Source organism: Sinorhizobium numidicum (genome assembly GCF_029892045.1).
GTDB classification, from domain to species: domain Bacteria; phylum Pseudomonadota; class Alphaproteobacteria; order Rhizobiales; family Rhizobiaceae; genus Sinorhizobium; species Sinorhizobium numidicum.
The window spans coordinates 1,822,472-1,835,389 of the sequence record NZ_CP120368.1; the positions used below are offsets into that span (position 1 = coordinate 1,822,472).

The following is a 12,918-nucleotide window of genomic DNA, read 5'->3' on the forward strand; positions in this document are numbered from 1 at the left end:
GAGGTAAAAATGAAAAAACTACTCCTCGCCCTCGCAACCACGACGGCCGTGCTCGGCTTCGCAGCGGCCGCAAGCGCTCAGGAAAAGGCCAAGATCTGCTTCGTCTATGTGGGTTCGAAGACCGACGGCGGGTGGACCCAGGCGCATGACATTGGCCGCCAGCAGGTTGAAAAGGAACTCGGCGACAAGGTCGAAACCCCGTTCCTCGAAAATGTCCCCGAAGGTCCGGATGCGGAGCGCGCGATCGAACGCCTGGCGCGCTCTGGCTGCGGATTGATCTTTACGACGTCCTTCGGCTTCATGGACGCGACGATCAAGATCGCGCAGAAGTTCCCGGACGTGAAGTTCGAGCACGCGACCGGTTATAAGACGGCGCCGAACGTCGCGACCTATAACAGCCGCTTCTACGAAGGCCGCTACATCCAGGGCCAGATCGCTGCCAAGATGTCTGAGAAGGGCGTTGCCGGCTACATCGCGTCCTTCCCGATTCCGGAAGTGGTGATGGGCATCAACTCCTTCGTGATCGGCGCCCGCTCGGTCAATCCGGACTTCAAGATCAAGGTCGTATGGGCGAACACCTGGTTCGATCCAGGCAAGGAGGCGGATGCCGCCAAGGCGCTCATAGACCAGGGTGTCGACATTCTGACCCAGCATACCGACACGACCGCGCCGATGCAGGTCGCCGCCGAACGCGGCATTAAGGCGTTCGGGCAGGCGTCCGACATGATTGCCGCCGGCCCCAAGACCCAGTTGACTGCCATCGTCGATACCTGGGGCGCCTATTATGTGAAGCGCACGAAGGCCTTCCTCGACGGCAAGTGGGAAACGACGTCAAGCTGGGACGGCCTCAAGGATGGTATCCTGACCATGGCGCCTTACACCAACATGCCGGACGACGTGAAGGCGATGGCCGAAGCGACAGAAGCCAAGATCAAGTCCGGCGAATTGAAGCCGTTCACCGGCCCGCTCAATAAGCAAGATGGTACCCCGTGGCTCAAGCAAGGCGAGACGGCTGATGACCCCACGCTCCTCGGCATGAACTTCTATGTCGAGGGCGTCGACGACAAGCTGCCGCAATAAGATTGAAAGACCGCCTCTACAAGCAGCGGTTTGCGGAGCATGGCAGACCCCGCGCTGGTCGCGCGGGGTCTGTTCTTTTCCTGACCGGTCTCGCAGCGCTGTCTTCCTGTGGCCCTCAGGCTTTCGGGAATCGAGTATTCGATCTACTGTTATTGATGCCGACGCTGGAACGGGGACAGCGGGTGGCGCTCCGATCGCTGAGTAGTGCCGCCGGCCGCAGCGATGGAGAGGAATTCTTGGGGAGGGGATACGGTTGAACAAGAACCTGCTTGAGACCGTGATATCCGGAACGCCAAAGCGGACGAGCCATGCTCAGGTCGTGGATCAGCTCGGCAAGGCGATTGTTTCAGGGGAATTTCCGATAGGGAGTATCCTGCCTGGCGACCCTGAGCTGGCGGCGCGCTTCCGGGTGTCGCGTACTGTCTTGCGCGAAGCGATGAAGACTCTCGCCGCCAAAGGTCTGGTCGTGCCGCGCGCCCGCATAGGCACCCGGGTCACGCCGCGAAAGCAATGGAACCTCTTCGACAGCGACATACTGAACTGGCATTTCGCCTGCGGCGTAGATGAGGATTTCCTTTACCATTTGAGTGAGGTGCGGCTTGCCTTCGAGACACATGCCGCGGCGTTGGCGGCAAGGAACGCATCCGAGGCCGAAATCAGCAGCATGATGCGGCTTGCGGTTGCCTTGGGAGATGTCAACCACACGGCGGAAAGCCTTGCCGTTGCCGACCTCAAATTTCACCTGGCCGTTCTCGACGCTTCCGGCAATCCCTTCCTGCGAACGGTCGGCAGCTTGATCGAGGCGGCCCTGGTCGGCGCTTTCAGGTTGAGTTCGCCGACCGCCGACAAAGGCGGCATTGATGAGGTTGCCCGCAATCACATCCGCATCGTCGAGGAAATCGGGCGGCGAGACGAGGCCGCAGCGCGGCAGGCTATGGAGCACGTTATTAAGGTCGGACGCGAGCGCATCCGTCAGGCGTTAGGCACAGGCAAGGGCGGAAAGGCGTGAAGTCGTTTCGACCTTCCATGCCGGTCTGACTGTTTGGAACAATCCAAATTGCGGGCGTGACCTTGCCCGACCTGCCGGCGTAGCCTATCTGGGAAGCGGTCGTTCCTGAAGGCGCGATCTCTCATCAATGGTGAACCGGAGATCATGTCCGAGCTTCTCGTCATTCTCGTTCTGCTTTTAATCAACGCTTTTTTTGCGCTATCGGAAATGGCAATTGTCTCTGCAAGCAAACCGCTGCTTCGCCAGATGGTGAAACAGGGGAACGAGCGCGCCGAAGCCGCGCTGAAGCTGGCGGAGGACCCCGGCAAATTCCTGTCCACGGTGCAGGTCGGCATCACTCTGGTCGGGATCCTGGCGGGTGCCTACGGCGGCGCGACGATCGCGTCGAAGATAGCACCGGTCTTGAATGAAGTGACGTGGATCAATCCCTACGGTGACACCGTCGCGGTGGCGATCGTCGTTACGTTCATCACTTTCCTGTCGGTCGTTATCGGTGAACTCATCCCGAAACAGATCGCGCTCAAGAATTCGGAAGCATTGGCAATGTTTGTCGCGCGACCGATGACATTGCTTTCTCGCATAACTGGGCCCGTCGTTTACCTGTTTGAAACCGCGGCTGCCGCGGCGATGCGCCTTTTCGGCATGCGGCCCGACGATGCCGATCACGTGACGGAAGAGGAGGTGCAGGCGATTATGGCGGAGGGCGTCGAGAGCGGCGCGATCGAGAAGAGCGAGCACGAGATGCTGCGGCGGATCATCCGTCTCGGTGATCGCAACGTGAAGTCGATCATGACTCATCGCACACAGATAAGCTTCATCGACGTCAACGACAGCCCGGAGGTGATCCGCCGCAAGATCCGGCAGGTTGGCCATTCCCGCTATCTCGTCATGGACGGTCCGACGGGTGACGTCCTCGGAGCAGTTCTGGCGAAGGAAATATTGAACGCCCCGGAGGAAGAGGCTTTCGACGTGCGAGCTTATATCCGCGAAATCCTGACGTTGCCGGAGACGGCCTCGTGTCTTAAGGCGCTCGATGCCTTCAAGGCGTCAAGCATCAACATGGCGATGATCGTTGACGAATATGGCAGCACGGAGGGAATCATCACGACGGCCGACATTCTCGAGGCCATTGTCGGCGTATTGCCATCGAACTATGACGATATCGAGCACGCCCTCATCCGACGGCGTGAGGACGGCAGCTATCTCGTCGACGGACGCACGCCGATCGACGAGATTCACCTGGAAATCGGCATAGACGGCATAGAAGCGGACGGCGACTTCGAAACCATAGCCGGCTTCCTTGTCCAGCAACTCCGCAAGACGCCGGAGGAGGGCGATAGCGCCGAGGCTCACGGTTATCGCTTCGAGGTGATCGACATGGACGGACGCCGCATCGACAAAATTCTCGTCAGCCGCTGCACGGAAGACGCATCCTGAGGTTCAACCCGTTTCAGCCAGCGAAAAAAGCAAAAGGCCGGGCAAGACCCGACCTTTCCTCAAACCACTGCGGTGTCTGCTAGTTCATCCGTAGTCAGCCACCCGGCAGATGATTGAGTGCTTTCTTATTATAAGCATAGCATGACAGGGGTATGACGGAGTGCCTGTTGCGCCGTTCAAGCTGGATCTCTGAGCCCGAGCACGTCGCATGTGTCGCCGCTTGATGCCTCTGGAGCGTTCGGCCGCCGAACAATAAGGCCATCGGACTGCGCGAAGATTTTCACCATCGACGAATCCTGACGCGTGAAGGGATGCGCCAGAAGGAGGCCGTCCGGTCCGACCGTCAGGCGCGCGCGTATATAATCCTGACGACGATCGTTGGCCGGCAAAGGTGCGGCGAGGCGCGCCGAGATGATGCGGGAGCGCGGCGGCAGCAGCGCGAGCTTGCGCGTCAGAGGCTCCAAGAAGAGCAGCGCACAGACGAGGCTCGATACAGGATTGCCGGGCAGGCCGAGCACCGTCATGCCGGCAAGTTCGCCTACCATAAGCGGTTTACCCGGACGCATGGCAATGCGCCAGAAATCAAGCGTCATGCCGCAACCGAGAAGCGTCGATTGGACAAGATCGTGATCGCCAACGGAGGCCCCGCCGAGCGTGACGAGCACGTCGGCTTCGGCCATCTGCGCTTTGGCGACGGCAGCGGCAATCGCCTCCCGATCGTCGGGAACAATTCCCAGATCCAGGATTTCCGCGCCGTTTTCACGGGCAATCGCAGCGACGCCGAAGGTGTTCGACGCAATGATCTGGTCGGCGCCGGGGGAACTGCCTGGCGGCAGAAGCTCGTCGCCGGTAGCGACGATCGCAATTCGCGGTCGCGCAAAGACCGGCAAGCCCTCATGATTCATGCTGGCGGCAAGAGTCAAGCGGCCGGCATCGAGGACGTTTCCACGGCTAAGCGCAACGTCGCCCGCCTCGAAGTCCTGGCCCGATGACCGGATATGGCGGCCTTTTGCCGGCGCAAACAAGGTACGGATGCGGCCGTCCGGCAGGCTCTCCGTATCTTCCTGGATAATGACCGTGTCCGCCCCGGCGGGGAGCGGCGCACCGGTAAAGATGCGCACCGCTTCACCACGTCTGACCTCTCCACGAAATCCGCGTCCCGCGGCCGACTGACCGACGACGGCAAGCTCCGCACCGGCGTCGGAAATATCCTCGTGGCGAACGGCATAGCCGTCCATGGCGGAATTGTCGAAGGGGGGGTGCGTTAGCCGTGCGGCGATGTCTTCCGCCAGGACCCGGCCGAGGCAATCATGGAGCGAAAGCCGTTCCGTCCCGTGTGGCGGCCGGGCTTTCGCGATAACCCTGGATTGGGCGTCTTCGACCGAAAGCAGCGACATCAGTGCGCGTCTCCCTGGCGCCGATAATCGCCCGAGCGTCCGCCGGACTTGCTAATAAGCTGAATTCCGCCGATCTCCATCTCGCGGTCCGCGGCCTTGGCCATGTCATATACCGTCAGGCATGCAATGCTGACCGCGGTCAGCGCCTCCATCTCGACGCCCGTTCTCCCGGTCAGCTTTGCCATCGCCTCGACACGCAGGCCAGGAAGCGCTTCGTCCGGTACGATATCCACCGACACCTTCGTCAGCATCAGCGGATGGCAGAGCGGAATGAGATTTGATGTCTGCTTCGCTGCCATGATTCCGGCCAGCCGGGCAATGCCAATGACATCGCCCTTCTTCGCATTGCCCTCGAGAATGAGCTTCAGCGTTTCCGAGCGCATCCTGACGAAGCCTTCCGCCACGGCGACGCGCACCGTTTCGGCCTTGTCCCCGACGTCGACCATGTTCGCTTCGCCGGAATTGTCGATATGGGTGAGGGAGGGGCCGCTCATTATTCTGCCGCCAGAACGCTTCCGGAGCCGGTCAGGAGCGCACGCGTCGCCGCCTCCACATCGTCCTTTCTCATCAGACTTTCTCCAACCAGGAAAGTCGTGATGCCGCTCCTCTCGAGGCGTCTGCAGTCGCCATGGCTAAAGATGCCGCTTTCGCCGACCAGCAGCCGGTCGGCCGGAACCATTGGCGCAAGCTTTTCGGAAACGGCAAGATCGACGTTGAAAGTTCTGAGATTGCGGTTGTTGATCCCGACCAGCGGTGAGGCCAGTCGGAGCGCGCGCTCCATCTCCTCCGCGTCGTGGACCTCGATCAGAACGTCGATTCCAAGCGCAAATGCCGTATCTTCGAGCCGCCGCGCATCATCGTCCGTAAGGGATGCCATGATCAGCAAGATGCAATCGGCGCCCCAGGCACGGGCTTCAAACACCTGGTATGTGTCGAACATAAAGTCCTTGCGTAGCGCCGGAAGCGGGCAGGCAGCGCGCGCAGCCGTCAGGAATTCCGGTGCGCCCTGAAAGCTCGGCGTATCCGTGAGAACGGAAAGGCAGGCCGCGCCAGCCGCGGCATAAGCCTGCGCCAAAGCCGGCGGATCGAAGTCCGGCCGAATCAGCCCTTTCGAGGGACTTGCCTTCTTGATTTCCGCGATCAGGCCGAATTCACCTTTCTCCCGGCGCAAGGCAAGCGCGTCATGGAAACCGCGCGGAGGCGATTGATCAGCGATCCGCGCCTTCAGTTCCTCAAGCGGAACGCGCGATTTCGCCGCCGCGATCTCGTCACGCTTGTAGACTTCGATCTTGCGCAGGATGTCGGTCATATCTTTTCCTCAAGCGGCGTTGGAAACGGTGATCAACCGCTGCAAGGCCGTCTTCGCAGCACCGCTCGAAAGCGATTGCCGGGCGAGCGCCATGCCCTCGGCAAGATCATTGGCGCGCCCCGCTATCATCAATGAAGCGGCAGCGTTCGCAAGCGAAATATCCCGATAGGCATTCTCGGCTCCGTCGAGCACCGCCTGCAGGGCGACCGCGTTGTGCGCTCCGTCGCCTCCCTTCAATGCGTCAAGGGCGACTGTGGGAAGACCGAAATCGGCCGGCGTCAATTCGAACGTCGTAATTTTTCCATCCTTGAGCGCGGCGACCTTCGTCACGCCGGTCGTGGTGATTTCGTCGAGCCCTTCGCCGTGAACGACCCAGACGCGCTCCGAGCCGAGATCGCGCAGAACCTCCGCGAGCGGGATGACCCATTGCGGCGCGTAGACGCCGACGAGCTGATATTTGACGCCGGCCGGATTGGAGAGCGGGCCGAGCAGGTTGAAGATCGTTCGCGTTCCAAGCTCGACCCGTGTCGGACCGACATGCCGCATGGCCGAATGGTGCTGTTGGGCGAACATGAAACCGAGGCCCGCCTCGCGGATGCAACGGCCGATCGCCTCGGGTCCGATATCGAGCTTGACGCCGAGGCAGGAGAGCGCATCGGCGGTTCCGGATTTCGAACTCAGCGCTCGGTTGCCATGCTTGGCGACAGGCACGCCTGAACCGGCAACGATCAGCGAAGCAAGCGTCGAAATGTTATAGGTGCCGGCACCGTCGCCGCCGGTTCCGACGATGTCGATCGCCCCCTCCGGCGCCTCGACCGGCAGCATGCGCGCCCGCATCGCGCTCACAGCCCCGACGATTTCATCCACGGTCTCACCACGCACGCGAAGCGCCATGAGGAAACCGCCGATCTGCGAGGGCGTCGCCGCTCCGGACATGATGATCTCGAAGGCCGCCCGCGCGTCGTCGCGATTGAGCGCCTCGCGAGCTGCGACTTTCGCGACGAACGGCTTCAAATCACTCATAAGTATATCCCTCCGCCGTCATCGCTGCGCCAGTGCCGTTTCGGCAAGCGTCTGGTTGATCGATACGCCATAAGCTGCCTGCAGGGTAGCGACCATCTGGTCGAGAATGTCGTCTCCGCTGGCGCGCGCGACGGCTTCGATCTGACGGTTGTCGTCTTCGAGGACATTGGTCGGCGCGCTATCGTCGACCGCCGTGACCTGAAGCAGGATCTGGCCTTCGCCGCCAACGCCCGGTGCATTGGTGACATGACCGTTCGGCCCGTCGAAGGCTGCCGCAACGGCAGCCGGGCTCAGAGCAGCGTCCTCGGTCGATCGAGTCAGCCCGACCTTGGTCTCCACCACGAGGCCAAGCTCACTTGCAATATCCGCGAGTTTCGCGCCTTTTTTGACACGCTCCTTGAGCTCCGTCGCCTTCGTCGCCAGCGCTGCCCGCTGCTGTTCGGCGGTCCAGTCTGCCGCGACCTCATCGCGCACCTCGTCAAGCGTGCGGTCGCGAGCGGGGATCACTTCCTCGAGGTCGAACCACGCAGACCCGTCGCGTCCGATATTGACGGAGAGCGTATCGACCCCGACCTCGGCCTGGAAAACCTCCTGGAGAAGAGTGCGCGCCTCCGGAATTCCCTTCACTTCGTCGCCGTTCGGATCCTTGCCAGTGGAGTCGACCGCATCGATGGTGACGAGCTTCAACTTCAATTGATCGGCCACTTCCTTGACCGTAGCGCCGGCGGCACGCTCGTCCTCGATCTTGTCATGAAGGCCGACGAGTTGCTCGCGCGCGGCCGAAAGCGCGATGTCCTTCCGCAGTTCTTCCTTCACTTCATCGAAACTACGAACCTTTTCCGGCCGAATATTGGTTACGCGCAGGATGACCGGCCCGAATGCTCCTTCAACGACGGGGGTTACACCGCCGTCAACGGTAACGGCGAAGGCGGCATCTGCGATCTTGGCGTCAGGCATCCGCTCCTTGGTGAAATCGCCGAGCAGAACGTCTGCCGCGGTCTTGCCCTGCTCTTTGATGATATCATCAAAAGAGGTGCCGGCAGCGAGTTTCGTCGATGCAGCATCGGCCGCTTCGCGCGATGGGAAGGCAAGCTGTTCGACGGTTCTCGTGGCCGGCGAGCGGAAGGTTTCCTTGCGCTTCTCATAGTCCGCACGAAGCTCTTCGTCCGAGACGATCCCGGTCGCAAGCAGGTCTTCCGGCTCCAGCTTGATAAAGCTGAACTTGCGATATTCGGGAGCGCGATAGTTCGCCTTGTGGCTTTCGAACCACGGCGCGAGCACATCGTCGGCCGGCGCCTTGACCGGGTCGATATTCGCGTTCGAGAGGAGGAGATAGTCGATGGAGCGCTTTTCGTGGCGATATTTGCTGACCGCGTCGACGAGGATCTTGGGAGCGGTGAACCCATCGGAAAGCGCATCGACGATCTGCGTCCGAACGGCCACTTGGCTGCGGTTGTTGATGTAGTCCTGTTCGCTCAGCCCGGCGTTGCGCAATACGCTTGAGAAGGTCAGCCGATCGAACTGGCCGTTGACGCTGTGAAAGGCGGGGTCCTCGCCGATGAGCCTGGCGAGCCGGTCTTCGGACAGGCCGAGATTCATGTTTTCGGCGAGCTGATCCAAGGCGGCGCCTGCAACGAGCTGAGAATAAACCTGTGCTTCCACGCCGAAAGCACGAGCCTGCTGCCGCGTCAGAGGGGTTCCGAGCTGCCTCGAAAGCAGACTCAATTGGCGCTCATAGGCCAGGCGAAAATCGCTGGGAGACACCTTGATGTCGCCTACGGTCACCACTGCGTTGGGCGTGTTCGCGACCATCAATGTTTGCCCGCCCCACACCATGAATGAGACGACGAGAATGGCCATGAGGCCTTTGACGACCCAGGTCTGGGCGGCTTTTCTCAGGAAATCGAGCATAGGGGCAGAAACCTCGTTGCAATGCGGTGGCTTTATGCCGAACGAATTCGTTCCTTAGAACAAACCAAACAGGAATTGAAGGGCGGTTCGCCGCAAATCGCGACGCCTGCGCAAGCAAGCCCGCCTCTATTCATTCCGGCGCTTTCATGCCGCCTCCAAGCCTCGGTAAATCCGCCGAGCGTGCCGTCAAGGCGGCCGCGTCCAAAATCATGGGCGCGAACAAGAAAGCCAATGTCGGATTCGTTAGCCGGCAATTGAAAATGATCTGCGAAATTGTCGGTTTCCGGCACGTCATTCTATGGCAAACCGAAAGGAATCGTGTCTTCGATAATCAGGCGGGGTATTTTGATATCTGGCGGCCGTTACGGGAAATCCAGCCATGCAATCTACCATCGTGATGATCAATCTGTTCGGGGCGGTTGCGCTGCTTCTGTTCGGCCTCTCGCTCGTCAAAGACGGGGTGACGCGCGCGTTCGGATCGAAGTTGCGGGCCGGATTGGCACAGGGAACGAGCGGCTCCATCCGCTCGTTCGGGACCGGGCTCGCCGCGACGCTTGCCCTGCAGAGCTCGACGGCGACAGCCTTGATGACGGCGTCCTTCGTCGAGAAGGGGCTGGTGCGCTCCCAAATGGCGCAGATCGTGCTGCTCGGTGCGAATGTCGGCACCGCTATGACCGCCTGGATCGTGGCCATGGGGATCGGATGGCTATCACCGCTGCTCGTTCTTGCAGGTGTCGTCATACAGCGGATGAGCCGATCGAGCGCACGCCAGGGCGGCGGCTTCGCCCTTGTCGGCATTGGCCTGATGCTTCTGTCGCTCGATCTCCTCCGCATCGCGACGGAGCCGATGCGCGAATCCCAGGCCCTTGCGGCGTTCCTGGGCATGCTCGACAGCGCCTGGCCGGTTGCCATGATCATATCGGCGGGCCTCGCCTTCGCATCGTCGTCAAGCCTGGCGATCGTCATGCTGGTGCTTTCGCTCTCTTCAGCCGGCGTGCTCTCCGCTGGGCTGACGGTTGCGCTGGTGCTCGGGGCCAACCTCGGGGGAGCGATTCCGCCGGTCATTGCCACGCTCAGTTCGGCGCCTCCCGCCCGCCGCGTGACGCTTGGCAACTTCGTGGTGCGTGGAATCGGCTGCCTGATTGCGCTTCCGCTTGCCGGTATCGGCGCCGATTTCCTGCAGAACTTGCCGCTGCCGCGGCAGAACCTGCCGGTCGACGTCCACCTGTCCTTCAATCTGGTCGTCGCGATTCTCGCGTGGCCGTTCGCAGGAATGCTCGCACGGCTGATGAGGCGGTTCGTTCCTGACGTGGAAGGAGGCGACGCGGGGCCACGTTATCTCGACGAAGCGACGCTCGACACTCCGGTCATGGCGCTTTCGGGAGCGACGCGTGAGGTGCTGCGCGTAGGGGACCTGATCGAAGCGATGCTGATTCATGCTTCGAATGCATTCAGCAACAATGATGTCAGCGAATTGCGCAACATCGGCAAGCTGGAGAAGCAGGTCGATCTTTTGCAACAGGAGGTGAAGATTTTCCTCTCACGGTTGGGACGCGACGGGTTGGACGAGGAAGATGGCCGCCGCTCGATCGTGATTATCGACTATGCGATCAATCTGGAACATATGGGCGATATCATCGAAAAAGGACTTTGCGACCAGATCTCCAAGAAAGTCACCAACGGATTGAAGTTTTCTGAGGATGGCTATCAGGAACTGAAAAGCCTCTTCAACCTCACCGTCGACAACTTGCGCATCGCCCAGACGATTTTCGTCACGCGCAATGCCGATCTGGCCCGCCATCTGATCGAGGTCAAGGTGAATGTCCGCCACATGGAAAAACGATCGGCGGAGCGGCACCTGGAACGCCTCCGTGACGGACGGCTCGAGAGCCTGCAGACGAGTTCACTGCACCTTGATATGCTGCGGGACCTGAAGCGCATCAACGCTCACGTCGCCTCCGTCGCGTATCCCATACTCGAAGAAAGCGGACTCCTGACGGAGAGCAGGTTGCGACCTCCGGGCTGATCCAACGGCTGCACCGTGGGCGACGTTCGCGGCGTGCTCGGAGGGGAGTATCGCGGACGCAAGCGTCGAACTCGACTCGGTGCTCTCATTGCGTTTTAACCGGGGTTAACGCGACGTGATTGTGCGAATTATGCTTCTCGCAATATCTTGCTGATAGGAACCGTCGACTCGGGCGACGGGCACCCGCAGGAATACCCGGGGGCATACCAAGGAGATCAGAGTATGGAACGGACTTGCCTGGCGATCATCCTGGCGGCTGGCGAGAGCACGCGGATGAAATCGTCCATGTCGAAGGTGCTGCATCCGGTGGCGGGCAGACCAATGGTTGCGCATGTCGTCGACGCCTTGGCGAGTGCATCGATCTCCGACGTCGCGCTGGTTGTCGGCCGCGATGCAGAAACCGTTTCGGCTGCTGCGAGCACCGGTGAGGTCGAGGTGGCCTCCTTCCTCCAGAAGGAGCGGCTGGGCACGGGCCATGCCGTTCTTGCGGCTCGCGAGGCGATCGCAAAGGGCTACGACGACATTCTCGTGGTCTTCGGCGATACGCCGCTTGTTACCGGGGCACCACTGAAGGCTGCGCGCGACGGTTTGGCCAAGGGAAATGATGTTGTTGTCATCGGCTTTCGAACGGCCGATCCGACCGGCTATGGGCGTCTCATCGTAGAGGGCGGAGCGCTGATCGCGATCCGTGAGCACAAGGACGCTTCCGAGGAAGAGCGTCGCATCGCCTATTGCAATGGCGGGCTGATGGCGATCAATGGCCGCAAGGCGCTCGATCTGCTCGATCGCATCGGCAATGCCAACGTGAAAGGCGAATACTACCTGACCGACCTCGTTGAAATCGTGCGGTCCGTCGGCGGTCGCGCGATCGCCGTCGAGGCCCCGAAGGACGAACTGACGGGATGCAACACCCGCGCCGAGCTAGCCTATATCGAACGTCTCTGGCAGCAACGCCGCCGTCATGAGCTGATGCTGGCGGGCGTATCGATGATCGCCCCTGAGACAGTTTTTCTCTCCTGGGACACAGAGCTCGCGCAGGATGTTCTGGTGGAGCCTAACGTCGTCTTCGGTCCCGGTGTGAGGGTCGAGAGCGGCGCGATCATCCATGCTTTTTCACATCTCGAAGGCGCGCATGTCCGCGCAGGCGCGACGGTCGGGCCCTTTGCACGCCTTCGTCCTGGCGCGGAGCTTGGGCCAAAATCGAAAGTCGGCAATTTCTGCGAGGTAAAGAAAGCGGAAATCGGTGCCGGCGCCAAGGTCAACCACCTGACATATATCGGCGATGCCTTCGTTGGCGCCGGATCGAATATCGGCGCCGGAACCATCACATGCAATTATGATGGGGTGAATAAGCACATAACCCATATCGGCGAAAACGCCTTTGTCGGCTCGAACTCCTCGCTTGTGGCCCCGGTTGCGATCGGTGATGGCGCGCTCGTTGCTTCCGGCAGCGTGATTACGGCTGACGTCCCTGCGGATGCGGTTGCCTTCGGTCGCGCGCGCCAGGAAATCAAGCCGGGCAGGGCGCGGATACTGCGGGAGCGCTACGAGGCGGAGAAGGCTGCCAAAAAGAAGGCCAAGGCCGCCGAGTAGGTCTCGTTAATTATTGAAACTGAAAGTGAAATCAGAGCGCATTGCCTCGCGCGACAATTTCGCTACCAAGGGCTTTAAGAGGGCGGCGAGGTCGCCTCAAGCGAGCTTCCGCCCAGGGGCGTTAAGAAGAATA

10 protein-coding genes are annotated in these 12,918 nt (G+C 60.9%); 5 read left to right on the forward strand and 5 right to left on the reverse strand.

All coding sequences use genetic code 11. The annotated features are described in order from the left end of the window. Positions 1-9: 9 nt before the first annotated feature. The 3 genes from PYH37_RS19975 (at position 10) to PYH37_RS19985 (ending at position 3,526) form a co-directional block, all read left to right on the forward strand. Entirely contained in the window at positions 10-1,080 is a 1,071-nt protein-coding gene (locus tag PYH37_RS19975; protein ID WP_280733150.1) for a BMP family ABC transporter substrate-binding protein, read from the forward strand. 253 nt (positions 1,081-1,333) lie between these two features. After that, positions 1,334-2,089 (forward strand): FadR/GntR family transcriptional regulator, encoded by a 756-nt coding sequence (locus PYH37_RS19980; protein WP_280733151.1) that lies wholly within the window; start codon positions 1,334-1,336, stop codon positions 2,087-2,089. 144 nt (positions 2,090-2,233) lie between these two features. Next, positions 2,234-3,526, forward strand: a complete 1,293-nt coding sequence (locus PYH37_RS19985; RefSeq protein WP_280733152.1) for a hemolysin family protein — start codon at positions 2,234-2,236, stop codon at positions 3,524-3,526. 176 nt (positions 3,527-3,702) lie between these two features. Here the strand turns inward: PYH37_RS19985 and PYH37_RS19990 are convergent, their stop codons facing one another. Genes PYH37_RS19990 through PYH37_RS20010 form a run of 5 tightly spaced genes read right to left on the reverse strand, consistent with a single transcriptional unit; the run spans position 3,703 to position 9,166 of the window. Beyond that, the gene (locus PYH37_RS19990; protein ID WP_280733153.1) at positions 3,703-4,923 is read right to left on the reverse strand and encodes a molybdopterin molybdotransferase MoeA; all 1,221 of its coding nucleotides are present in this window, start codon (positions 4,921-4,923) and stop codon (positions 3,703-3,705) included. Beyond that, the gene (moaC, locus tag PYH37_RS19995) at positions 4,923-5,417 is read right to left on the reverse strand and encodes a cyclic pyranopterin monophosphate synthase MoaC (protein WP_280733154.1); all 495 of its coding nucleotides are present in this window, start codon (positions 5,415-5,417) and stop codon (positions 4,923-4,925) included. The genes PYH37_RS19990 and moaC overlap by 1 nt, the downstream gene beginning before the upstream one ends. Next, positions 5,417-6,232, reverse strand: coding sequence for an indole-3-glycerol phosphate synthase TrpC (trpC, locus tag PYH37_RS20000; protein ID WP_280733155.1), 816 nt, complete (start codon positions 6,230-6,232; stop codon positions 5,417-5,419). The genes moaC and trpC overlap by 1 nt, the downstream gene beginning before the upstream one ends. A 9-nt stretch (positions 6,233-6,241) precedes the next feature. Next, on the reverse strand, positions 6,242-7,255 hold the full coding sequence (trpD, locus tag PYH37_RS20005; protein WP_280733156.1) for an anthranilate phosphoribosyltransferase: 1,014 nt from the start codon (positions 7,253-7,255) through the stop codon (positions 6,242-6,244). A gap of 18 nt (positions 7,256-7,273) precedes the next feature. Next, entirely contained in the window at positions 7,274-9,166 is a 1,893-nt protein-coding gene (locus PYH37_RS20010) for a peptidylprolyl isomerase (RefSeq protein ID WP_280733157.1), read from the reverse strand. 379 nt (positions 9,167-9,545) lie between these two features. Here PYH37_RS20010 and PYH37_RS20015 point away from each other — a divergent pair, with 379 nt between their 5' ends. After that, positions 9,546-11,192, forward strand: a complete 1,647-nt coding sequence (locus PYH37_RS20015) for a Na/Pi cotransporter family protein (RefSeq protein ID WP_280733158.1) — start codon at positions 9,546-9,548, stop codon at positions 11,190-11,192. A gap of 222 nt (positions 11,193-11,414) precedes the next feature. Further along, positions 11,415-12,785 carry a bifunctional UDP-N-acetylglucosamine diphosphorylase/glucosamine-1-phosphate N-acetyltransferase GlmU gene (gene glmU / locus PYH37_RS20020; RefSeq protein WP_280733159.1) on the forward strand — a complete coding sequence of 457 codons (1,371 nt, stop codon included), beginning with the start codon at positions 11,415-11,417 and terminating at the stop codon, positions 12,783-12,785. Positions 12,786-12,918 lie beyond the last annotated feature (133 nt).